This is a genomic window from Actinotalea lenta, from assembly GCF_030586465.1.
GTDB lineage: Bacteria > Actinomycetota > Actinomycetes > Actinomycetales > Cellulomonadaceae > Actinotalea > Actinotalea lenta.
The window spans coordinates 1,357,446-1,379,497 of record NZ_JAUQYP010000001.1; the positions used below are offsets into that span (position 1 = coordinate 1,357,446).

General features: G+C 72.0%; 20 protein-coding genes. 17 read left to right on the forward strand and 3 right to left on the reverse strand.

The window, feature by feature from the left end; translation table 11 throughout:
* From Q6348_RS06320 to Q6348_RS06355, 8 genes are all read left to right on the forward strand, one after another.
* Positions 1 to 1,302: PKD domain-containing protein (locus Q6348_RS06320; protein WP_304600452.1), on the forward strand; the 1,302-nt coding region annotated here is incomplete at its 5' end.
* An 83-nt stretch (positions 1,303 to 1,385) separates the two neighbouring features.
* Positions 1,386 to 2,723, forward strand: coding sequence for a hypothetical protein (locus Q6348_RS06325; protein WP_304600453.1), 1,338 nt, complete (start codon positions 1,386 to 1,388; stop codon positions 2,721 to 2,723).
* Positions 2,720 to 4,354: a tyrosine-protein kinase domain-containing protein gene (locus Q6348_RS06330; RefSeq protein WP_304600454.1), complete on the forward strand. Its 1,635-nt coding sequence runs from the start codon at positions 2,720 to 2,722 to the stop codon at positions 4,352 to 4,354. Before Q6348_RS06325 ends, Q6348_RS06330 begins: the two co-directional genes overlap by 4 nt.
* Positions 4,355 to 4,565: 211 nt before the next feature.
* On the forward strand, positions 4,566 to 5,021 hold the full coding sequence (locus tag Q6348_RS06335) for an FAD synthase family protein (RefSeq protein ID WP_304600455.1): 456 nt from the start codon (positions 4,566 to 4,568) through the stop codon (positions 5,019 to 5,021).
* A gap of 122 nt (positions 5,022 to 5,143) precedes the next feature.
* Positions 5,144 to 6,094, forward strand: coding sequence for an acyltransferase family protein (locus tag Q6348_RS06340; RefSeq protein ID WP_304600456.1), 951 nt, complete (start codon positions 5,144 to 5,146; stop codon positions 6,092 to 6,094).
* An 88-nt stretch (positions 6,095 to 6,182) separates the two neighbouring features.
* Entirely contained in the window at positions 6,183 to 9,788 is a 3,606-nt protein-coding gene (gene mfd, locus Q6348_RS06345; RefSeq protein ID WP_304600457.1) for a transcription-repair coupling factor, read from the forward strand.
* Positions 9,789 to 9,838: 50 nt separating this feature from the next.
* Positions 9,839 to 10,354 (forward strand): SurA N-terminal domain-containing protein, encoded by a 516-nt coding sequence (locus tag Q6348_RS06350; RefSeq protein ID WP_304600458.1) that lies wholly within the window; start codon positions 9,839 to 9,841, stop codon positions 10,352 to 10,354.
* Positions 10,351 to 11,034 carry a nucleoside triphosphate pyrophosphohydrolase gene (locus Q6348_RS06355; protein WP_304600459.1) on the forward strand — a complete coding sequence of 228 codons (684 nt, stop codon included), beginning with the start codon at positions 10,351 to 10,353 and terminating at the stop codon, positions 11,032 to 11,034. The genes Q6348_RS06350 and Q6348_RS06355 overlap by 4 nt, the downstream gene beginning before the upstream one ends.
* A 12-nt stretch (positions 11,035 to 11,046) precedes the next feature.
* On the opposite strand, the gene Q6348_RS06360 is transcribed toward Q6348_RS06355, so the two are convergent.
* Positions 11,047 to 12,027: a zinc-binding alcohol dehydrogenase family protein gene (locus tag Q6348_RS06360; RefSeq protein WP_304600460.1), complete on the reverse strand. Its 981-nt coding sequence runs from the start codon at positions 12,025 to 12,027 to the stop codon at positions 11,047 to 11,049.
* A gap of 343 nt (positions 12,028 to 12,370) precedes the next feature.
* Between Q6348_RS06360 and Q6348_RS06365 the strand changes: the two genes are divergently transcribed.
* The 5 genes from Q6348_RS06365 to eno all read left to right on the forward strand — a co-directional run bounded on the left by Q6348_RS06365 (position 12,371) and on the right by eno (position 18,242).
* The gene (locus Q6348_RS06365) at positions 12,371 to 13,927 is read left to right on the forward strand and encodes a Re/Si-specific NAD(P)(+) transhydrogenase subunit alpha (protein ID WP_304600461.1); all 1,557 of its coding nucleotides are present in this window, start codon (positions 12,371 to 12,373) and stop codon (positions 13,925 to 13,927) included.
* Between the two features lie 2 nt (positions 13,928 to 13,929).
* Positions 13,930 to 15,366, forward strand: a complete 1,437-nt coding sequence (pntB, locus tag Q6348_RS06370; RefSeq protein ID WP_304600462.1) for a Re/Si-specific NAD(P)(+) transhydrogenase subunit beta — start codon at positions 13,930 to 13,932, stop codon at positions 15,364 to 15,366.
* A 63-nt stretch (positions 15,367 to 15,429) separates the two neighbouring features.
* Positions 15,430 to 16,215 carry a type I 3-dehydroquinate dehydratase gene (gene aroD / locus Q6348_RS06375; RefSeq protein WP_304600463.1) on the forward strand — a complete coding sequence of 262 codons (786 nt, stop codon included), beginning with the start codon at positions 15,430 to 15,432 and terminating at the stop codon, positions 16,213 to 16,215.
* The gene (locus Q6348_RS06380) at positions 16,212 to 16,757 is read left to right on the forward strand and encodes a shikimate kinase (protein WP_304600464.1); all 546 of its coding nucleotides are present in this window, start codon (positions 16,212 to 16,214) and stop codon (positions 16,755 to 16,757) included. The genes aroD and Q6348_RS06380 overlap by 4 nt, the downstream gene beginning before the upstream one ends.
* A gap of 204 nt (positions 16,758 to 16,961) precedes the next feature.
* The gene (gene eno / locus Q6348_RS06385) at positions 16,962 to 18,242 is read left to right on the forward strand and encodes a phosphopyruvate hydratase (protein WP_304600465.1); all 1,281 of its coding nucleotides are present in this window, start codon (positions 16,962 to 16,964) and stop codon (positions 18,240 to 18,242) included.
* Between the two features lie 60 nt (positions 18,243 to 18,302).
* On the opposite strand, the gene Q6348_RS06390 is transcribed toward eno, so the two are convergent.
* Both Q6348_RS06390 and Q6348_RS06395 read right to left on the reverse strand, forming a co-directional pair.
* The gene (locus tag Q6348_RS06390) at positions 18,303 to 18,857 is read right to left on the reverse strand and encodes an HAAS signaling domain-containing protein (protein WP_304600466.1); all 555 of its coding nucleotides are present in this window, start codon (positions 18,855 to 18,857) and stop codon (positions 18,303 to 18,305) included.
* A complete protein-coding gene (locus Q6348_RS06395; RefSeq protein WP_304600467.1) occupies positions 18,854 to 19,210 on the reverse strand; it encodes a PadR family transcriptional regulator in 357 nt (118 codons plus the stop codon). The genes Q6348_RS06390 and Q6348_RS06395 overlap by 4 nt, the downstream gene beginning before the upstream one ends.
* Before the next feature lie 169 nt (positions 19,211 to 19,379).
* Between Q6348_RS06395 and Q6348_RS06400 the strand changes: the two genes are divergently transcribed.
* From Q6348_RS06400 to Q6348_RS06415, 4 genes are all read left to right on the forward strand, one after another.
* The gene (locus tag Q6348_RS06400; RefSeq protein ID WP_304600468.1) at positions 19,380 to 20,048 is read left to right on the forward strand and encodes an FtsB family cell division protein; all 669 of its coding nucleotides are present in this window, start codon (positions 19,380 to 19,382) and stop codon (positions 20,046 to 20,048) included.
* Complete coding sequence (locus tag Q6348_RS06405; protein ID WP_304600469.1) at positions 20,045 to 20,542, forward strand: DUF501 domain-containing protein; 498 nt, start codon at positions 20,045 to 20,047, stop codon at positions 20,540 to 20,542. The genes Q6348_RS06400 and Q6348_RS06405 overlap by 4 nt, the downstream gene beginning before the upstream one ends.
* Before the next feature lie 61 nt (positions 20,543 to 20,603).
* Entirely contained in the window at positions 20,604 to 21,551 is a 948-nt protein-coding gene (locus Q6348_RS06410; protein WP_304600470.1) for a Ppx/GppA phosphatase family protein, read from the forward strand.
* Positions 21,552 to 21,574: 23 nt separating this feature from the next.
* Positions 21,575 to 22,051: an NUDIX domain-containing protein gene (locus Q6348_RS06415; protein ID WP_304600471.1), complete on the forward strand. Its 477-nt coding sequence runs from the start codon at positions 21,575 to 21,577 to the stop codon at positions 22,049 to 22,051.
* Position 22,052: the final 1 nt, after the last annotated feature.

The following is a 22,052-nucleotide window of genomic DNA, read 5'->3' on the forward strand; positions in this document are numbered from 1 at the left end:
GGTGCGCTGTCGTACGTGTGGGACTTCGGTGACGGGTCCACCGGTAGTGGCGCGACCGCGTCGCACACCTACGCGGCCGACGGGACGTACACGATCTCGCTGACCGTGACGGACCCGGGCGGCCTGACCGACAGCGTCACCCACTCCGTGACCGTGGTGGCGCCCAACCAGGCGCCGACGGCGGCGTTCACCGCGACGCCGACGGGTCTGTCGGTGTCGGTGGATGGGTCGGGGTCGAGCGATCCGGAGGGTGGTGCGCTGTCGTACGTGTGGGACTTCGGTGACGGGTCCACCGGTAGTGGCGCGACCGCGTCGCACACCTACGCGGCCGACGGGACGTACACGATCTCGCTGACCGTGACGGACCCGGGTGGTCTGACCGGAACGGTCACCCACGACGTCACTGTCTCTGCGGCGCCGCAGCCCCCGCAGGCGGCGTTCACGGCGACGCCGGCGGGTCTGTCGGTGTCGGTGGATGGGTCGGGGTCGAGCGATCCTGAGGGTGGTGCGCTGTCGTACGTGTGGGACTTCGGTGACGGGTCCACCGGTAGTGGCGCGACCGCGTCGCACACCTACGCGGCCGACGGGACGTACACGATCTCGCTGACCGTGACGGACCCGGGTGGTCTGACCGGGACGGTCACCCACGACGTGACGGTGTCTGCCCCGGTGGCGCCGACGGAGCTCGCCACGGATACCTTCGGCCGGACCCTGGCCACAGGTTGGGGTGACGCAGAGGTCGGAGGCTCGTGGTCGGTGCTCGCGTCGTCGAGCTACTACTCGGTGGACGGGACGTCCGGACTCCAGGTGATTCCGAGGGCGGGTGCGACCCTGGGGGCGTTCCTCGAGTCCGTCTCGGCGGATGCCGTCGACCTGACGGCGAAGGTCGCTGTGGACCAGGCTCAGACGGGCGGTGGGACCTACCTCTCCCTCGTCGGTCGGCAGGTCGGGTCTTCCTCCTACTCGGGACGTGTGCGGCTGCTCTCGACCGGGTCGGTCCTCGTGCAGATCGTTCGCGACTCGACGTCCGTCGCCTCGGCCGTTGTGCCAGGGATGACCTACACACCGGGTGACCTGATCGCCGTGCGCGTCCGGGTGGCTGGAACCTCGCCGACAACGATCTCCGCCAGGGCCTGGCCAGCGGGCGACACCGAGCCGACCGACTGGCTCGTCCAGACCACGGACAGCACCGCCGCGTTGCAGATGCCTGGCTACCTCGGGCTCATGGCATATCTCTCGGGCTCGTCGACCTCGGTGCCTACCACCGTCCGGTGGAATGACCTGCACGTGACCGTGGACTGACAGCCACGTGTTCGCGGCCCGGGTATCGTGCGATGCCGCGAGCCCGGGCCGCGGGCCATCTGGTGCGAGGATCAGGGGAACGGGTGTCCGGAGCGCAGGTTGACCGCTACGCCTTGCTGCTGGCTGTGGTGGCCGTCCTCGCGGTCCTCGTGCCGGCCTTCCGATCTAGGCCGCGCTTCGCGGTGGTCGCATGGACGCTCGTCGTCGCGTTCGTACCGTACTGGATGGGCGTGGACGTCAAGGTGTACGTCGCGCCCGCGACGGGTGTGGCCCTCATGGGCATCGTCGCCTTGACCGGCCGAAGGCCGGTGCGACTGCGCGCGCCCGACCTGATCGTGGCGGTCGCGGTGACCACGGCCGTGCTCGCTTACGTCGGCGGTTACGGCACCATCCACTCGGCGTCGGTGGCGGTGCTCGACTGGGGGGCGTGCTACGTGTTTGCACGCCTCGTCGCGTCGTCCGTCGAGGCCCGCTGGATCTACGGCGTGGTCGCGCTCGTGCTCGGCGCGGCGGGCCTGCTGGCCCTGGTGGAGTTCGCGACCGGAGTCAACGTGTTCGTCCACCTGCCCGCGTTGAGCGACTACAGCGGCAGCATCTGGCGCACGCTGCAGACCCGCGGCGGCGTGCTCCGGGCCGAGGGCGCGTTCGGTCACTCGATCGCCCTGGGTGCGAGCCTCGCCATGGCGGTGCCGCTTGCGCTGGGTAGTCGCTTGCCCAAGGCGGTCAAGGTGGCTGTTGTGACGACGCTGCTTGCCGGCAGTGTGGTGACGTTCAGCCGCATCGGGATCGGCACTGCAGTGGCCGGACTGGTGCTCTCTGTGCTGCTGATGCGCAGCGAGTTGGCCATGCGGACGCGGCTCGCGATGAGCGCCCTGTTCGGGGTGGTCGCGGTCGTGGCAACCCCGTTGCTGGAGGGCGTGTTCGCCGCAGCAGGCAGCGAGGCGGCTGGCAGCGCCGCTTACCGGCCGGCACTCCTGCGCCTCCTGCCGACCATCCGCGTGCTGGGGATGTCGGGCGCACGTGAACGCAGCGCTGCCGGGACCACGAGCTTCGGAGCCTTCGGCTCGATCGACTCCGCAGTGATCCTGGCGGGCGTCACCTACGGGCTCATCGTCGTGGTCCTGCTTCTGGGCCTGCACGTGACGGCCGCGGCGACGCTGTTGCGGCGGACCGAGCCCAGCCCCGCCCAGATCGCGATTGTTGCCCAGCTCCCCGCGGTGCTGACCGTCGCGCTCATCACCCAGTACGCCATGTTCTTCTGGTTCATGGCGGGGCTCGCGGTCAGTACCTACGTCCGGGCGAGACCGTCCCCTCCGTATCGTGACGTGGTGGTCTCCCCAGGGCGGTCCACTAGAATCCAGCGACCCCGGTCGGCGGTGCTCGACGATGACCGGGAGCTCAGCGGCTCGGAGGCCACATGACCTTGCACGAAGTGATCGCCTCGCTGCGCAAGCACCTGCTGCTCGTTGTGGCTACGACCCTCCTGCTCACGCTCGGCGTTGGTGTCCTGTCCCATTACTCCCAGCCGGTCTACCGGTCGTCGGCGAGCCTGTACTTCTCGCTCGAGTTGGGTCAGTCCGCCAGCGACCTGAACCAGGGTGCGGCGTACACCCAGAACCAGATGCTCTCCTTCGCCCAGCTCGCGACGCTGCCGTTCGTCCTCGAACCCGTCATCAGCGATCTCGGCCTCAGCACGAATGCCCGCGAGCTTGCGAAGAACGTGAGCGTGAACCTTCCCCAGGACACCAAGATCCTGGAGGTCGCGGCGTCCAGCACGTCGGCGCAACGTGCTGCGAACATCGCCAACGCCGTCGCCGCGCAGCTCAAGATCGGTGTGGAAGACCTGACCAAGCGCAGCGACGGCACCAGCACCGTCAGCGTTCGGGTGGTCAAGCAGGCTGAGGTGCCGAACTACCCCATCGCGCCCAATACCAAGCGGAACGTCCTCGCGGCTTTCGTCGCGGGATTGCTCCTCGGGGTGGTACTCGCCTATCTCCGCGATGTGCTCGATACCCGGGTGCGGCGGCCGGATGACGTCGCCCGCGTCGCCGATGTACCGGTGCTCGGACAGATCGGGCGCGCCACGGGGCGTAGAGGCAGTTCCCGCTCCGTCGCCTTCGATGACGAGCGTGCCGAGCAGTTCCGTCGGCTGCGCACCAATCTCCGGTTCGTCAACGTCGACAACGAGGGGCTCTGCGTCGTGGTCTCCTCTGCCCTGGCGGGCGAGGGGAAGACGACTGCATGTGTGAGCCTTGCCATGGCTTTGGCCGAGGCCGATATGTCCGTCCTGCTCGTCGACGCCGACATGCGCCGCCCTCGCGTGGCCGAGTACCTGGGGCTGGAAGGCAGTGTCGGGCTGACCACCGTGCTCATCGGCCGCGCGACCATTGAGGACGTGGTCCAGCGGTGGTCGGACCACGGGATCGATGTCGTGACGGCGGGCGAGGTGCCACCGAATCCGAGTGAGCTGGTGGCCACCAAGGCCCTTCGTGCGCTCCTGGAGAAGCAGCGCGCGCGCTATGACGTCGTGCTCTTGGACGCCCCACCCTTGCTCCCGGTCGCAGACGCCGCGGTGCTGTCCAGGATGGCTTCCGGCGTGATGCTGGTCGCGGACGCCCGCCGGGTTCGTCGGCAGCAGCTGCGTGAAGTCATCGACGGCGTCCGCGCCGCTGGCGGACACGTGCTAGGGGTCGTGCTCAACCGCGTCAAGCCACGCCGCGGTTCCGCGTACGGCTACGCGCCGCACGAGGGACGGCACGCCCGCTGGGCCGCCGCAGCCGACGAGGAGGACGGAGATCGCGCGGCGACGGCCGTCGCCGAGGAGGACGGCGCGCGTGCGCTCCCCGTCCCCGGCTCGCCCGAGAGCACGCAGGATGCCGACACTCCAGCGGACGACGCGACCTCCTCGTTCCTCGCATCCGGGGAGGAGGGCGGCTCAGCGCACGCGCCGCAGGATGTCCACGGCAAAGGCGAGGTTCTGGACGTCGAAGCAGAGCGACACGGTCGCGCCGACGCGTTCTCGGCTCGCGCGCCCGTCGCCGACGAGGAGTAGCGAAGAGCGGTCGGCCCCGATTAGGGGTGGGCGGGGGCTGGAGGCCGGGCCGGAGAGACGCGAACGCCGCACGGTTCCGGTCTGACCGAAATCACCCGCTTCGCCCTGTCCTGCCCGCGTCTTGGCCCGTAGCCTGTGAACGACGGCGGGCCGACCGCCCGGGGGGCAAGCGCAGGCCCATGGCCTGGCGGGTCCGCGACGAGGAGCGACCATGACTCGAGTCGGATATGCGCCTGGCGCGTTCGACCTTTTCCATATCGGGCACCTGAACCTGCTCCGTCACGCGAGAGCACATTGCGACGTCCTGGTGGCGGGCGTCGTGTCGGACGAGATGCTCGAGCTTGCGAAGGGGCGGCGCCCGGTGATCCCTTTGGCCGAACGTCTCGAGATCGTGCGCCACGTCGATCTGGTTGATGACGTCTTCGTCGAGACCCAGCCGGACAAGTTGGTGACCTGGCAGGACGTTCGGTTCCACGTCCTCTTCAAGGGGGACGACTGGCGAGGCACGGCCAAGGGCGACAAGTTGGAGCGGGACTTCGCAGCTGTGGGTGTCGACGTCGTCTACTTCCCCTACACGGTTCACACCTCGAGCTCCCTGCTGCGCCGCGCGCTCGCTCTGATCGAGGGAGATGAGTGGCCGGGGGCTGCTGTCGGCGGGGGCTCGTGACGACCGACCGCACCGTGGCCGCGTCCACCGGAGATGGGGCCCACGCTCCGCTGGACGTGGACCCGGGCACACACTTGTGGCCGGCGCTGCCGGCGCCCGGGGCCAGCCAGCCGCGTGGGCGCATGGAGTGGATGGACACGTTGCGGGGTAGCGCGATCCTCTTGATGCTGTTCTGGCACGCGACCTCGCTTCCGAACCTGCGCGGCATGCCCGTGCCTGCCGCTCTCCTTTCCATCAACGACTTCTTTCTGCCGTTCCGGATGCCGACGCTGATGTTCCTTTCGGGCATGCTTCTGCCCCGCGCACTGACGAAGCCAGTGCTGGTCTACCTGCGGGGAAAGCTCTCGCTCATCGCGTGGCCGTGGTTCGTCTGGATGGTCGCCTACCGGATCACGGATGGTTCGACCTGGGCTCTGGTCCACCCGTCGACATATGTGGCTCGCGGCTATATGTGGTTCCTGTTCTTCCTCTGCGTGTACTACGCCGTCGCGCCGATCGTGCGTCGTCTGCCGCCCTGGGTGATGCCGCTCGTGCTTCTGGCGGGCTCGTTCGCGTTCACGCCGGCGTCGTCGGTGAACCACCGGCTGCTCTACTTCGGGATCTTCTTCTTCGCTGGGGCCTGGGCGACCCATCTCGGGCCAGGGTTCATGAGAAGAGTGACCCGGCCACGAAGCGTTGTCGTGCTTGCGGTTCCGGCCTTGGCGCTGGGGCTCGCCTCAGCGCTGACGGACCTCGCCTACGAGAGCCTCTACGTGCCTGCAAGTTTCGCGGGCATCCTCGTCGCCGTTGCCGCGGCGTCCCGCCTGCCGTCGAGGCTGACGTCGCCGGTGAGGTATGTCGGCAGGAACTCGATCGTCTACTACACGGCCCACTTCCCGGCCATGGTCGGGGTGCTCTGGCCTTTCGTTCATGCCGGAACGCATGTGGCCGTCGTCGTCCCGAGCCTGATGCTCGCGGGACTCGCGATCGGGACATTGTTCTCGCATTGGCGCTCGGTCATCCCGATCCGATGGCTGTTCGAGATGCCGGGTCTGCCCCCGGTCCGGCAGGCTGCCGGCAAGGTGCCGGCCTGACCCACGTCGGGCGGCTTGAGGGCTGGAGCCTAGACTCGGGCGGCGTGTGCGTGCTCGCACGCGACTGCCTATCCGCTCCGAAGGACCGATGACCCTCTCCGGCCTGCTGCCCGTGCTCGACCCGGACCCGGCGGTGGCGCGCACCCTCGCCGAGGTGCGTGAGCCCGTCTCGTCGCGGGAGCCCGAGCTGGACGTGGTTGCGCCGCTCGGTCTGCGCGCCCCGCTGCTCGCGCGACTCCTGGACGCCGGCGGTGCCGCGCCGGCCACGATCGTGGTGATCACGGCGACGGGTCGGGAGGCCGAGGAGCTCGCGACGGCCGTGGCGTCCTACGCCCCGGCGCACGCGGACGCGATCGCCGTGCTGCCGTCCTGGGAGACCCTGCCGCACGAGCGGCTCTCCCCGCGCAGCGACACCGTCGCCCGCCGCCTGGCGGTGTTCCGTCGCCTCACGCACCCCGACCCGGACGGCCCCGGCGGTCCGCTGCGCCTGGTCGTGGTGCCGGTGCGCGCGGCCCTGCAGCCCACGGTCGCCGGTCTCGGCGAGCTCGAGCCGGTGTCGTTGCAGGCCGGTGGCACGGCGGACCTGGAGCGGGTCGTCGAGGCCCTGGCGGGCGCCGCCTACACGCGCGTCGACATGGTCGAGCGGCGCGGCGAGTTCGCCGTCCGGGGCGGCATCCTCGACGTCTTCCCCCCCACGGACGACCACCCGGTGCGCGTCGAGTTCTGGGGCGACCAGGTCGAGGAGGTGCGCTGGTTCGCGGTGGCGGACCAGCGCAGCCTCGAGGTCGCCGAGTCCGGCCTGTGGGCCCCGCCGTGCCGAGAGATCCTGCTGACCGAGGCGGTCCGGGCGCGTGCCGCGGAGCTGGTCAGCGAGCTGCCCGGCGCAGCCGACCTGCTGGAGAAGCTGGCCGCCGGGATCGCGGTGGAGGGCATGGAATCCCTCGCCCCGGCGCTCGTCGACCGCATGGTGCCCATGCTGGACCTGGTGGGCGACGACGCGCTGGTCGTCGTGACGGACCCGGAACGCGTGCGTCGCCGTGCCCACGACCTCGCGGCCACCAGTCAGGAGTTCCTCGAGGCCGCCTGGAGCGCGGCCGGGGCCGGGGCGGACACCCCGATCGACCTGTCGACCGCGTCGTTCATCAGCTATGCGGACACCCGCGAGCTGGCCCTGTCGCGGCGGTTCGGGTGGTGGAGCCTGAGTCCGTTCGGCCTCGCGACCGCGCCCGACGGGGAGCCGGGGGAGGGTGCGGAACCCGAGCAGCGGGATCTCGACGGGTCGCTCGTCATCGGCGCCAGGGACGTGCACGGGTACCGCGGGGAGGTCGCCAAGGCGGTGACGGACCTGCAGGACCTGCAGCGTGCGGGCTGGCGCTTGGTGCTGGTCACCGAGGGGCACGGCCCGGCGGCCCGGATGGCGGAGCAGCTCGGGTCGGCCGACGTCCCGGCGCGGCTCGTGGGCGGCGTGACCGAGCCGCCGGAGGCGGGCGTGGTCCTGGTCACCCCCGCGCCGGTCCAGCGCGGCTTCGTCGCCGAGGCGCTGCGGCTGGCGGTCGTCACCGAGTCGGACCTCACCGGGCGGGCGGGGACGTCCACGCGCGACATGCGGTCGATGCCGTCGCGCCGCAGGCGCACGGTCGACCCGTTGGCACTGCGACCCGGTGACTTCGTGGTCCATGAGCAGCACGGCGTGGGCAGGTTCGTGGAGCTCACCGCACGCACCGTGGGTGGTGGTCCCACGGCCGGCACCCGCGAGTACCTGGTCATCGAGTACGCGCCGTCCAAGAAGGGCCAGCCGGGCGACCGGCTCTGGGTGCCCACCGACCAGCTCGACCAGGTCACCAGGTACGTCGGCGGTGAGTCGCCGGCCCTGAACCGGATGGGCGGGTCGGACTGGGCGAAGACCAAGGGGCGGGCGCGCAAGGCGGTCAAGGAGATCGCGGGTGAGCTGATCCGGCTGTACTCGGCGCGGATGGCCACGCCTGGCCACGCCTTCGGTCCGGACACCCCGTGGCAGCGCGAGCTCGAGGACGCGTTCGCCTACGTCGAGACGCCCGACCAGCTCGCCACGATCGACGAGGTCAAGGCGGACATGGAGAAGTCGTTCCCGATGGACCGCCTGGTGTGCGGCGACGTCGGCTACGGTAAGACGGAGATCGCCGTGCGGGCCGCGTTCAAGGCGGTGCAGGACGGCAAGCAGGTTGCGGTGCTCGTGCCCACCACGCTGCTGGTCCAGCAGCACCTGGACACGTTCTCCGAGCGCTACGCCCCGTTCCCCGTGACGGTGAAGGCGCTGTCCCGGTTCCAGAGCGACACCGAGTCCAAGGCCGTGGTCGAAGGGCTGGCGGACGGCAGCGTGGACGTCGTGATCGGGACCCACCGGCTGATCACCGGCCAGGTGCGGTTCAAGGACCTCGGGCTCGTGGTCATCGACGAGGAGCAGCGCTTCGGCGTCGAGCACAAGGAGACGCTCAAGGCGCTGCGCACCGACGTGGACGTGCTCGCGATGAGCGCGACGCCCATCCCGCGCACGCTCGAGATGGCGGTCACCGGGATCCGGGAGATGTCCACGTTGGCCACGCCGCCCGAGGAGCGCCACCCCGTGCTCACCTTCGTCGGCGCCTACGACGAGAAGCAGGTCGCTGCGGCGATCCGGCGCGAGCTGCTGCGCGAGGGCCAGGTGTTCTACGTGCACAACAAGGTCGCCTCGATCGACAAGGCTGCGGCCCGCCTCGCGGAGCTCGTGCCCGAGGCCCGGATCGCCACCGCGCACGGGAAGATGAGCGAGCACCAGCTCGAGCGCGTCATCGTCGACTTCTGGGAGAAGCGGTCCGACGTGCTGGTCACCACGACCATCGTGGAGACCGGCCTGGACATCTCCAACGCCAACACCCTGATCCTGGAACGCGCGGACCTGCTGGGGCTGTCCCAGCTGCACCAGCTGCGCGGCCGGGTCGGCCGCGGCCGGGACCGGGCCTACGCGTATTTCATGTACCCACCCGAACGGCCGCTGACCGAGACGGCGCACGACCGGCTGCAGACCATCGCCGCGAACACCGACCTCGGTGCCGGGATGGCCGTGGCGATGAAGGACCTGGAGATCCGTGGTGCGGGCAACCTGCTCGGTGGCGAGCAGTCCGGCCACATCGCCGGCGTCGGCTTCGACCTGTACGTGCGCATGGTGGGGGAGGCCGTCGCGGCGTTCCGCGGCGAGCAGGACACCACCCCGGCCGAGGTGACGCTCGAGCTGCCCGTCGACGCACACGTGCCCACCGACTACATCGAGCACGAGCGGCTGCGCCTGGAGGCCTACCGCAAGGTCGCCGACGCCACCACGCCGCAGGCCCTGGAGGAGGTGCGTGCCGAGCTCACCGACCGCTACGGCGCGCCCCCCGCCCCGGTCGAGGCTCTGCTCGAGGTCGCGACGTTCCGCAACCTCGCGAGGCACGCGGGTCTGACCGACGTCACCGCGCAGGGGAAGTTCATCCGGGTCGCCCCGGTCGAGCTCCCCGAGTCCGCCGCCCTACGGCTGCGGCGGCTCCACCCCGGGTCGGTCCTCAAGCCCGCGACCCGGACCGTGCTGGTGCCGTTCCCGACCACGGCCCGGGTGGGCGGGCGTCCGCTGGCCGGGTCCGAGCTGCTCGCGTGGCTGACCGGTCTCGTGGAGCAGGTGCTGGTGAGGCAGGCGGCGTGAGGGGCGCTATCGTCGTCGGCGGGCCACGCGCGCCCATGAGGAGGAGACGCATGTCGAGGACCGTGATCCGCACGCTCGCCGGGGCGGTGCTGGCGGCGACGTTGCTGGCAGGCTGCTCGGCGCACCCGGGTGTGGCGGCGGTCGTGGGCGACCGCTCGATCTCCCAGAGCGAGCTCCAGCAGACCTATGCCCAGCTCAAGCCGATGCTGGCCAACTCCGACCCGGCGAACCTGCTCAGCGGCCTCATCACGGCGCCCGATGTGGTGGCCGCGGCCGAGCAGAACGGGGTCGGCGTCTCCGACGACGACGCGGTCACGCTCCTGAACTCGATCGTGACGCAGCAGAAGCTCCCGGCGGTCAGTGAATGGACGCCCGACGCGGTCCTGCTGGCCCGGTCCCAGCTCGCCGCCCAGGCCCTGCAGAAGCTCGACCAGGCGACGTCGGTGTTCGCCGCACTGAGCAAGACGCTCGCCGCCCACGACATCCAGGTCAACCCGCAGTACGGCACCTGGTCCGGCGGGCAGATCACCAGCGCCCCTCCCGCCTGGATCGCCTCGTCGTCGTGACGGCCGCGGCCGACGGTCCGTACCCGCACCTGCGCGACCTGGTCGCCGTGATGGACCGGTTGCGCTCCCCGGGGGGGTGCCCGTGGGACGCGGAGCAGACCGCCGAGTCGCTCGTGGCCTACGCCGTCGAGGAGGTCTACGAGGTCGCCGAGGCGGTCGAGACCGGCGATCGCGGGCACCTGCGCGAGGAGCTGGGCGACCTGCTCCTCCAGGTCGTCTTCCAGGCCCGCGTCGCCCAGGAGCACGCTACGGAGCCTTTCGACATCGAGGACGTCGCGGCCGGGATCGCGGCCAAGCTGCGGCGTCGGCACCCGCACGTGTTCGGCCCGGACGCCGACGCCGGGCTCGACCCGGCCGAGGTGCACCGGCGCTGGGAGCAGATCAAGGCCGCGGAGAAGACCGAGCGCACCTCGGTGCTCGACGGCATCCCGGTGGGCATGCCGGGGCTCGCCCGGGCGCAGAAGGTCGTGGCCCGTGCGCGGCGGGCCGGTCTGGACGGCGTACCCGCCGTGCCCGACGCCGCGGACCCGGCTGCCCGGCTGGGTGCACAGCTGCTCGACCTGGTGCGCAGCGCTGCTGGTGCGGGGATCGACGCAGAAGCGGCATTGCGGGCCGCTGTCCGGGACCTGGAGGCGCGGGTCCGCGCGGCCGAGCCGTCCGGCGCGGAGGCGAGCGGCTGACCGCACCCGAGGTCAGTCCATGACCAGCACCTCGGCACCGGTCACCCGGTCGGCGCGCAGGTCGTCCAGCGCCCGGTCGGCCTCGGCGAACGGCACGCGCGTGACGGTCGCCCGCATGCCGATGCGCCCGGCGAGCGCCAGGAGCTCACGGCCATCGGCTCTGGTGTTCGCCTCGACCGACCTCAGCTCCTTCTCGTGGAACACGTGGCGCTGGTAGTCCAGCGGCGGGATCCGGGACAGGTGGATGCCCGCCACGGCCAGCGTGCCGCCGGGGGCGAGCGCCTCCAGGGCGACGGGGACGAGCTCGCCCGCGGGCGCGAACAGGATCGCCGCGTCCAGCGGCTCGGGCGGTGGGTCGGCCGCGCCCTGCGCCGAGGCGCAGCCGAGCTCGAGGGCGAGCCGGCGCGACTCGGCCGCTCGCGTCATCACGTGCACGGTCACGCCGCGCGCGAGCGCGGCCTGTGCCGTCAGGTGCGCGGAACCGCCGAACCCGTAGAGGCCGAGCACCCCGCCGTCCGGCACCTCCGCGCGAGCCAGCGCCCGGTAGCCGATGATCCCGGCACACAGCAGCGGTGCGGCCTCGACCGGGTCCAGACCCTCCGGCCAGTCGTAGGCGTAGGCGTCCGGCACGGTGAGCCGCTCGGCGTAGCCGCCGTCGGCGTCCCAGCCGGTGTAGACCGACCACCGGCACAGGTTCTCCCGGCCCGCGCGGCAGTCCCGGCACACCCCGCACGTGCGGCGCAGCCACGGCGCGCCGACGAGGTCGCCGGGGCGGCGCACGGAGCCTTTCGGCGCATGCAGCACCTCGCCGACCGCCTCGTGCCCGGGCACCACGTGCGGCCGGTGCTCGGGCAGGTCACCGTCCAGGACGTGCAGGTCGGTGCGGCACACCCCACAGGCCAGCACCCGCACGAGCAGCTCGTCGGGTGCCGGCTCGGGGTCCGCGACGTCCGTGAGGACCAGTCGTCCTGCGTCGGTCTGCCAGGCGCGCACGGTCGTCTCCCTCCCGGCTGGGGCGCGATCAGGTCCCGCATTACTCCGGTCGGGGAGTGGTCGCAAGGGACTGCCGCCGCCCCACCTCGGCGGCCCAAGGTCGGGCCCGGCAGTGACATACCGGATCCGCCGCTTAGGACCCGGGTCCTAAGTCATGGGAGGTTCGGACCGACGGGCAGCATGATGGCGGAGGCCTGCCGCCGGCAGGACGTGCCGGCGGGCGACAGAGCAGTCGATCGTCGGTGCCTGGCCCCGCGGTAACGTGCGGGGCGCAGAGGATGCCGCCGGCGAGGGGCCGGAGGGCGATGGCCCGGTGCACGGATGTCTGCGCGAAGGAGCCAGGATGCAGATCGCAGTCCCACGGGAGTCCCGTCAAGGCGAGCGCCTTGTCGCGGCCACCCCCAAGACCGTCGGACAGCTCGTCGGACTCGGCTACGAGGTGGCCGTGGAATCCGGGGCAGGGGTGTCCGCGACATTCTCCGACGAGGCGTACGCCGAGGCCGGGGCCAACGTGGTGGACGCCGCGGACGTCTGGAAGGCAGATGTCGTCGCCGCGGTGAACACCCCCACCGAGGACCAGATCGCCGCCATGCGCGACGGGTCGGTCCTCATCTCGATGATGATGCCCGCCGCGCACCCCGAGCTCGTCGAGACGCTCGCCGCGCACAAGGTCACTGGCATGGCATTGGACGCCGTGCCCCGCATCTCCCGGGCGCAGGCGCTCGACGTGCTGTCCACGATGTCCAACGTCGCGGGCTACCGCGCGGTCATCGAGGCCGCCGAGAGCTACGGCGGGATGTTCACCGGCCAGGTCACCGCGGCCGGCAAGACCGCTCCCGCGCACGTGTTCGTGATCGGGGCCGGCGTCGCGGGTCTCGCGGCGATCGGCGCGGCGGTCAGCCTCGGTGCCGAGGTCCGGGCGTTCGACGTCCGGCCCGAGGTCGGTGAGCAGATCGAGTCGATGGGCGCGGCGTTCGTCCAGGCCGAGGCCGCCCAGCAGGAGGTCTCCGCCGACGGCTACGCCGCGGCGCTGACCGAGGAGCAGGAGCGCCTCACCGCGGAGATGTACGCCGCCGAGTCGGCCAAGGCCGACGTCGTCATCACCACCGCCCTGGTCCGCGGCTCCGCGCCGCGCACGATCAGCGCGGAGATGGTCGCGAACATGAAGCCCGGCAGCGTGATCGTGGACCTCGCCGCCTCGGGCGGTGGCAACTGCGAGCTCACCGTCCCGGGCGAGAAGATCGTGACCGACAACGGCGTGACGATCATCGGCTACACGGACCTGACGAGCCGGATGCCGCAGCACACCTCGCAGCTGTTCGGCACCAACATCGTCAACGTCATGAAGCTCCTGACGCCCGGCAAGGACGGCGAGCTCGTCCTCGACTTCGAGGACCAGGTCGTGCGCGGCATGACCGTCGCGCACGCGGGCGAGAGCATGTGGCCGCCACCGCCGGTCAAGGTCTCCGCGGCCCCGGCCGCGGCGGCGCCCGAGGTGCCCCAGGTCGACCCGGCCGAGAAGGCCCGGCTCGAGGCCGAGGCGGCGGCCGCCAAGGCGCGGCGCCGGGTGCTCGGTGCCGGGATCGCCGCGGTGCTCGTGGTGCTCGCCGTGATGTTCTCCCCGGCGAGCTTCGTCACCGCGTTCACGGTGTTCGCGCTCGCGGTGGTCGTCGGGTTCTACGTGATCAGCGGTGTCTCGCACTCGCTGCACACCCCGCTGATGTCCCAGACCAACGCGATCTCCGGGATCATCCTGGTCGGCGCCCTGCTCCAGATCGGCTCGACCAACGTGGCGGTGATGGCGCTGTCGATCGTCGCGGCGGCCATCGCCTCGATCAACATCTTCGGTGGCTTCCTGGTCACGTACCGGATGCTCGGCATGTTCCAGAAGGAGGTGTGAGCATGCTGACCCAGTTCGTCTACGGGCTGTACATCGTCGCCGGGATCATGTTCATCCTGTCGCTCGCAGGCCTGTCCAAGCCGACCACCGCCCGGATGGGCACCCTCACCGGCATGGTCGGCATGGTCCTGGCCCTCGCCGCGACCGTCGTCGACTCGCTGTACAAGTCGGCCCACGAGCCGAACCGCCACTCGGTGGGCGTCACCCTCGCGCTCATCGTCGCGGTGCTGGCGTTCGGGGCGCTGGTCGGGACCCCGATCGCGCGCAAGGTCGAGATGACCCAGATGCCCGAGCTGATCGCGGCGTTCCACTCGTTCGTCGGCATGGCGGCCGTGCTGGTCGGGTTCAACTCGTTCATCGCCCCCGACGGCGAGGGCGGCGCGGTGCACCTCGTGGAGGTCGCGCTCGGCGTGCTCATCGGTGCGTACACGTTCACCGGATCGGTGGTCGCCTACCTCAAGCTCTCGGCGAAGATGAAGTCCGCGCCGCTCGTGCTGCCCGGGCGCAACATGCTCAACCTGGCCGGGTTCGGCGCGTTCTTCGCCCTGCTCATCTGGCTTCTCGTGCTCCCGCACGACCAGGTCGGCTTCGGCGTCGTGCTGATCGCCGCGATGGCCCTGATCGGTTTCGCACTCGGCTTCCACATGGTGGCGGCGATCGGTGGCGGCGACATGCCCGTCGTCGTGTCGATGCTGAACTCCTACTCCGGGTGGGCCGCCGCGGCCGCCGGCTTCATGCTCGGCAACAACCTGCTGATCATCACCGGCTCCCTGGTCGGGTCCTCCGGTGCGATCCTGAGCTACATCATGTGCCGGGCGATGAACCGCTCGTTCATCTCCGTGATCCTCGGTGGCTTCGGGGCCGAGGGCGGCACCGTGGTCGCCGGGGCCGGCGAGCAGGGCGAGCACCACGAGATCGACGCGGCCTCGACCGCCGAGCTCCTGCTCGAGGCCAAGTCCGTGATCATCACGCCGGGGTACGGCATGGCCGTCGCCAAGGCGCAGTACCCCGTGGCGGACCTGACCAGCAAGCTGCGCGCGCACGGCGTCAACGTCCGGTTCGGGGTGCACCCGGTCGCGGGCCGGCTGCCGGGCCACATGAACGTGCTGCTGGCCGAGGCCAAGGTGCCGTACGACATCGTGCTCGAGATGGACGAGATCAACGACGACTTCGACGACACCGACGTCGTGCTCGTGATCGGCGCCAACGACACGGTCAACCCCGCGGCGCTGGACGACCCGAGCTCGCCGATCGCGGGCATGCCCGTGCTCGAGGTGTGGAAGGCCAAGCAGGTCGTCGTGTTCAAGCGCTCGATGGCCACCGGCTACGCGGGTGTGCAGAACCCGCTGTTCTTCAAGGACAACACGTCGATGCTGTTCGGCGACGCCAAGGCCATGGTCGAGGCGATCCTCGCGCAGCTGCCCGTCGGGGTGTCCTGACCCCTGCACGACCGATGCGGGCCCCGGTGGACGGACCGGGGCCCGCATCGGCATGATCGGGCCGTGCTCGAGATCCGCGGCGTCCGCTTCGACCCCGCCCGGCCCGTGGTGATCGTGCCGCTGACCGGCGTCGACCTGCGCGAGCTCACCGACCAGGCCGCCGCCGTGCGCCGGGCCGCACCGGACGTCGTCGAGTGGCGGGTGGACCTGGCCGAGCGCCTGGCGGGTGACCTGCGCGGGACCGTGGCCGCCGCGCACCGGCTGACCGACGCGCTGGGCGGCATCCCGCTGCTGGTCACCGTCCGCACCCGGCCCGAGGGAGGCCGCGCCCCGGTCGATCCGGACGGCCACCTCGACACGCTCCGCGCCCTGATGGACGCCGGTGCCACCGACCTCGTGGACGTCGAGATGCTGCAGCCCGGGGCCCACGCCGCGGTGGTAGCAGCGCACGAGGCCGGCGTGGCCGTGGTGGGCTCCCACCACGACCTGCGCTCGACGCCGTCGCGCGGCGAGATGGTGGGCGTGCTGCGCCGGATGGCCGGGGCGGGGGCGGACGTGTGCAAGATCGCGGTGACACCGCAGGACCCGGGCGACGTGCTCGAGCTGCTGGGTGCCACCTGGACGGCCTCGCGCGAGCTGGACCGCCCCGTGGTCACCGTGTCGATGGGGGCCCTGGGAGGGGTGTCCCGGGTGGCCGGTGGCGTGTTCGGCTCCGCGGCCACGTTCGCGTCGGTCGGCCGCGGGTCCGCGCCCGGTCAGCTCGACGTGGCCACCGTGCGGGCGGCGCTCGCGGCCCTCCAGCCGGACGGTGCCGGCCGGGAGCGGCCGGGGGCCGGGGACTGGCGGTGAGCCGCCCCGCGGGTCCGGAGCGCGGCCCCGTCGTGGTGCTGTGCGGTCCGATGGGCTCCGGCAAGAGCGCCGTGGGTGGGGAGCTGGCCCGCCGGTGGGGCGTCTCGCTGCGGGACACCGACCAGGACATCGTCGAGGCCACGGGACGGACGATCCCCGAGCTGTTCGCGGCGGACGGCGAGCCGGCGTTCCGCGACCTCGAGCAGCGCACCGTCGTCCAGGCGTTGAGCACGCACGACGGCGTGCTGTCCCTCGGGGGCGGGGCGGTGGCCTCGGAGGTGACCCGGGCGGCCCTCGCGGACTACGTGGCGCGCGGCGGCCGCGTAGTGTTCCTGGACGTCGACGCAGAGATCGCGATGGACCGGGTCGGCGGCGACACGAACCGACCCCTGCTCGGGGACGACCCCCGGCGGCGGTGGGAGGCCCTGGCGACCCAGCGCCGGCCCCTGTACCTCGAGGTGTGCACGCACCACGTCCGCACCGGGCGGCGCTCCCTGGCCCGGGCGGCCTCGGTCGTCGAGCAGCGCCTGACCGGCTCCTGAGGCTGTCCCCCGGGTCGCACGGCAGGGACCGGGAGAATACCCAGCGGACACGACGCGTCGACCGTGCGAACGTCCTGTCCGCGTCCGGCGGCTGCGGTCTAGGGTGGGCTGTGGCCGGTTGACGTGGACCGGCGGCCGGTGCGCGCCGCGCACGGGTCGTCGGCACCGAGCGGTGTCGACAACGATCGTCCGAAGGAGCAACCTGTGGCCACTATCGAGGCCGTTGGCGCCCGCGAGATCCTGGACTCGCGCGGCAACCCCACCGTCGAGGTCGAGGTCGCGCTCGACGACGGCACCATCGCCCGCGCGGGCGTCCCGTCCGGTGCGTCGACCGGTGCGTTCGAGGCCGTCGAGCGACGCGACGGTGACAAGAGCCGGTTCCTGGGCAAGGGCGTGCAGGACGCGGTCAACGCCGTCATGGACGAGATCGCCCCTGAGCTCATCGGTTTCGAGGCCAGCGAGCAGCGCCTCGTCGACCAGATGCTCATCGACCTCGACGGCACCCCGAACAAGGGCAAGCTCGGCGCGAACGCGATCCTGGGCGTCTCGCTCGCCGTGGCCAAGGCCGCTGCCGACTCGGCAGACCTGCCGCTGTTCCGCTACATCGGCGGGCCCAACGCGCACGTGCTGCCGGTGCCGATGATGAACATCCTCAACGGCGGGTCGCACGCCGACTCCAACGTGGACATCCAGGAGTTCATGATCGCCCCGATCGGGCCGTCCACCTACCGCGAGGCGCTGCGTACCGGCGCCGAGGTCTACCACTCGCTGAAGTCGGTGCTGAAGGCCAAGGGCCTGGCGACCGGCCTGGGCGACGAGGGTGGTTTCGCGCCGAACCTGCCGAGCAACCGTGCCGCGCTGGACCTGATCCTCGAGGCGATCGAGAAGGCCGGCTTCGTGCCGGGCACCGACGTGGCGCTCGCGCTCGACGTGGCCGCGACCGAGTTCTTCTCCGACGGCGCCTACCAGTTCGAGGGCGCTGCCAAGACCTCGGACGAGATGGTGGCGTTCTACGAGCAGCTCGTCGCGGACTACCCGCTGGTGTCCATCGAAGACCCGCTGAGCGAGGACGAGTGGGACGACTGGTCGGCGCTGGTCGCGAAGGTCGGCGACAAGGTGCAGATCGTCGGTGACGACCTGTTCGTCACGAACCCGGTCCGCCTGGCCAAGGGCATCGAGACCAAGGCCGCGAACTCGCTGCTGGTCAAGCTCAACCAGATCGGCACGCTGTCCGAGACGCTGGACGCCGTGACCATGGCCCAGCGCGCCGGCTTCACCGCGATGGTCTCGCACCGCTCCGGCGAGACCGAGGACGTCACCATCGCCGACCTGGTCGTGGCCGTCAACGCCGGCCAGATCAAGACCGGTGCGCCGGCCCGTGGCGAGCGGATCAACAAGTACAACCAGCTGCTCCGCATCGAGGAGGAGCTCGACGACGCCGCGCTCTACGCCGGCGCGTCGGCCTTCCCGCGCTGGAAGAAGTGAGCGGCTCGCACTGAGCGACGCGAGGGGCCCGGTCCTGGACCGGGCCCCTCGCGCGTTCGGCTAGGGGGCAGGCGAGACCGCTGGGACGGAGACGCCGTCGGTTGTCCGGCCCGTCTCGCTGTGCGGGGCGAACACGACGAGCGCCCCGAGGAGCACGACCAGGCCCAGCACGACCGTCGTCGCGCCGACGACGACACCGGTGAGCGCAGCCCACCGCGGCTCGTCCCTTCGGCGCAGCGCCACGATTCCGAGCACGAGGGCGACGACGCCGAGTGATCCGGCCACGGGTGGCAGCCAGATCAGCAGCACGCTGAGCGCGGCGAGCACGCCTGCCGCCACTGCGAGGCCGGCGGGGTGAGCGCGTCCCGGGGCCGCGGTCGCCCCGCCGTCCTCGGGCGTCCACGCGGCGGCCACCGTGTCGACGCTGCCCAACGACTCCAGCGCTGCCGCGACGTCGGCGGACGTGGCCGGCCGGTCGAGCATCGCCAGCTCGGACTCCACGTGCTCGCGCACCGAGGCGAGGATGTCGGCACGCTCACCCGGGTCGGCGGCCGCCAGGCGGCGCTCCAGGTCTGCGAGGTAGCGCTCCAGCAGCTCGTGACGTCCGGTGATCATCGCGGGTCCCCTTCCAGGCATCGGGTCACGGCCGCGGCGAACGGGCCCCAGACCTCGGTGAACGTCTCGACCGCGCGGTGGCCGTCGAGGGTGAGCGAGTAGTAGCGGCGCGGAGGCCCGTGGGGGGAGTCGCGCCAGAAGGTCTCGACCCAGCCGCGCCGGCGCAATCGTGCGAGCAGCGGGTACAGCGTGCCCTCGGAGTCGATCAGGGTGCCGCCGCCGAGCGACCGGGCGAGCTCCTGACCGTAGGCGGGAGCCCCGCGGAGGGTGGCCAGCAGGCAGTACTCGAGCGTGCCGCGACGCAGGTGGGTGAGCAGCTCGGTGCGCTCGACCGCTGCGACCTCAGGTGCCATGCGTCGCATGATACCTGCGTGGCATGGTAATCGCCACGAGCGCGCGGGCGCCGTTCACACCCGTCACATGCGTCACTCCCCGGACCGGCGCACCGGCGCCCAGGTCCAGGTCCCGCGCCTCCGGCGAGCCCGCGGCGGACCCGGGCTCCGGCCATGTCACCATCGGGGCATGACCCGACGTCCGGCGACCTCGCGCGCCCGCCGCCCGTCGGCCGGGGCTCCGCCACGGCGCGGCTCGGACCGCCCGGCCCCCCGGGCCGCCGAACGGCGGGCGACGGTCGAGCGCGACGAGCCCGGGGTCGGTGACCTGGCGCGGCTGCTGTCGGTGCGCGCACTGCTGCTCGGGGTGGTGCTGCTCATCGGTTTCACCATGGTGTTCCCGACCGTGCGGGCCTACCTCGCCCAACGTTCGGAACTGAGCGCGCTGGCCGCCAAGGTCGCGGCGGCGGAGAAGCGCGAGACGGACCTCAGTGCCCAGCTAGCCCGCTGGGACACCGACGCCTACGTCATCGCCCAGGCGCGCGAACGGCTGTCCTACGTGATGCCGGGCGAGACCGCGTACCGGGTGATCGACCCGCAGGTCGTGACCGAGCAGCCGCACGTCTCCTCGTCCGACCCCGGCTCCACGGGCGGCCTGGCCCTGCCCGTGGGCGGCGCCGTGGCGCCCTGGTACTCCACGATCTGGAGCTCGGTGCAGCTTGCCGGCGAGGCCCCGCTTCCGGGCGGCTCGGCCCCTGCGACGCAGGGCGGTCCTGCCCATGGCGGGGCCACGAGCGGGGGGCCCGGCGGCGCGTCGACGGCGCCGGGCGGCCGCGCCACACCTGGGAGCGGCGGATGAGCCCGACCCCGGCCACGGCGGAGGACCTGGCGACCCTGGCGGCTCAGCTCGGACGGGTGCCGCGCGGCGTCGTCGACATCGCGGCACGGTGCGTGTGCGGTCGGCCGACGGTGGTGCGCACCGCGCCGCGCCTGGACGACGGCTCGCCGTTCCCGACGACCTTCTACCTCACCCACCCGGCCGCGGTCGCCGCGCTGTCCCGGCTCGAGGCCGGAGGCGTGATGAAGCAGATGAACGAACGCCTGTCGGTCGATCCCGAGCTGGCGGCGGGGCACCGGCGAGCGCACGAGGACTACCTCGCCCGTCGGGCCGAGCTGGGCGACGTCCCCGAGATCGCCGGCGTGTCAGCCGGTGGGATGCCGAGCCGCGTGAAGTGCCTGCACGTGCTCGCGGCGCACGCGCTGGCCGTCGGGCCCGGTATCACCCCGTTGGGCGACGAGGCCCTGGCCCTCGCCGCGGCCGAGTGGACACCCCAGGTGTGTCGGTGCACCTGAGGCTCGCCCCTCCCCGGGGGAGCGGTCGGGACGTCCCACGTGCCGTGGCAGGCTGACGGGCATGACTCGCGTGGCGGCCGTCGACTGCGGCACGAACTCCGTGCGGCTCCTGGTCGCCGACGTCCGGGAGGGGGTCCTCACCGACGTCGTGCGGCGCCAGGAGGTCGTGCGGCTCGGTGAGGGCGTGGACCGCACCGGGCGCATCTCGCCCGAGGCCCTGGCGCGCACCCTCGCGGTCACCCGGCGGTACGCAGACGAGGTGCGCGCGCTCGGTGCCGAGGCCGTGCGGTTCGTCGCGACATCGGCGAGCCGGGACGCGGAGAACCGGGACGACTTCGTCGCCGGGGTGCACGATGCCATCGGGGTCCTGCCGGAGGTGATCACGGGGGCCGAGGAGGCCGAGCTCTCGTTCCGTGGCGCGACGGGGGCGCTGGCCGGGCGGCACCGCGGGCCGTTCCTGGTGTGCGACCTGGGCGGGGGATCGACGGAGCTCGTGCTCGGCTCGTGGTCGGCGGTCGCGTCGGCGTCCATGGACGTCGGATCGGTGCGGCTGACCGAGCGCCACCTGGCCGGCGACCCGCCGACGCCCGCGGAGATCGCCGCGGCCGCAGCCGAGGTCGAGGCTGCGCTGGACGTCGCGTCGAGGGCCGTCCCGCTGGGCCGGGCCGCCACCCTGGTCGGCGTCGCGGGCACCGTCACCACGGTCGCCGCGCACGCGCTCGACCTCGACGAGTACGACTCCGCGGCGATCGACGGAGCCGTGATCAAGGCCGACACGATGCTCAAGGCGTGCCGCTCGCTGCTGGAGATGAGCCGGACGCGCCGCGCGCGCCTGCCCTACGTCCACCCGGGGCGGGTGGACGTGATCGGCGCGGGCGCTCTCATCTGGTCCGCGGTCATCTCTCGGGTGCGCGCGGAGGCGGGGCGGGCGGGCGTGCGGATGCACACCGTGGTGGTCTCCGAGCGGGACATCCTGGACGGCATAGCCCTGGCGCTCGCGAGCACCTGACCTCCGGCGGTTAGGGTCGAGGGGTGCTCGAGTCCCGGACGCGGCTGGTGGCCGCCGCCTACCTGGTCCTGCGACGCGGAGACGAGGTGCTGCTCCAGCTGCGGCAGGGCACCGGGTACCGCGACGGGCACTGGGCGCTGCTCGCCGGGCACGTGGAGCGCGACGAGTCGGTCCTCGACGCTGCGGTCCGCGAGGCCGCCGAGGAGGCCGGCGTGACGGTCACCGTCGAGGATCTCGAGCCGTTGACCACGGTGCACCGGTTCGAGGTCGACGGGCCGCCGATCGAGCAACGGGTCGACTTCTTCTTCGCCGCGCACACCTGGTCGGGCGAGCCCGGGGTGCGCGAGCCGCACCGCACGGCGGACATGCGGTGGTTCAGCCTCGACGAGCTCCCCGAGCCGGTGGTCCCCCACGAGCTGGAGGTGCTACGGGCGCTGGCCACCGGCAAGGTCCCGGCCGTGCTCGCGATCCGGATGGACGACCCCGAGGAGCACTACTGAC

What these genes read in the sequence shown, in the direction of transcription:
- Q6348_RS06390 (WP_304600466.1), bottom strand. Translation starts at nt 18,857, where the DNA reads ATGATCACCGGACGTCACGAGCTGCTGGAGCGCTACCTCGCAGACCTG.
- Q6348_RS06350 (WP_304600458.1), top strand. Translation starts at nt 9,839, where the DNA reads ATGTCGAGGACCGTGATCCGCACGCTCGCCGGGGCGGTGCTGGCGGCG.
- Q6348_RS06365 (WP_304600461.1), top strand. Translation starts at nt 12,371, where the DNA reads ATGCAGATCGCAGTCCCACGGGAGTCCCGTCAAGGCGAGCGCCTTGTC.
- Q6348_RS06405 (WP_304600469.1), top strand. Translation starts at nt 20,045, where the DNA reads ATGAGCCCGACCCCGGCCACGGCGGAGGACCTGGCGACCCTGGCGGCT.
- Q6348_RS06335 (WP_304600455.1), top strand. Translation starts at nt 4,566, where the DNA reads ATGACTCGAGTCGGATATGCGCCTGGCGCGTTCGACCTTTTCCATATC.
- Q6348_RS06340 (WP_304600456.1), top strand. Translation starts at nt 5,144, where the DNA reads ATGGAGTGGATGGACACGTTGCGGGGTAGCGCGATCCTCTTGATGCTG.
- Q6348_RS06395 (WP_304600467.1), bottom strand. Translation starts at nt 19,210, where the DNA reads ATGGCACCTGAGGTCGCAGCGGTCGAGCGCACCGAGCTGCTCACCCAC.
- Q6348_RS06400 (WP_304600468.1), top strand. Translation starts at nt 19,380, where the DNA reads ATGACCCGACGTCCGGCGACCTCGCGCGCCCGCCGCCCGTCGGCCGGG.
- Q6348_RS06330 (WP_304600454.1), top strand. Translation starts at nt 2,720, where the DNA reads ATGACCTTGCACGAAGTGATCGCCTCGCTGCGCAAGCACCTGCTGCTC.
- pntB (WP_304600462.1), top strand. Translation starts at nt 13,930, where the DNA reads ATGCTGACCCAGTTCGTCTACGGGCTGTACATCGTCGCCGGGATCATG.
- mfd (WP_304600457.1), top strand. Translation starts at nt 6,183, where the DNA reads ATGACCCTCTCCGGCCTGCTGCCCGTGCTCGACCCGGACCCGGCGGTG.
- Q6348_RS06410 (WP_304600470.1), top strand. Translation starts at nt 20,604, where the DNA reads ATGACTCGCGTGGCGGCCGTCGACTGCGGCACGAACTCCGTGCGGCTC.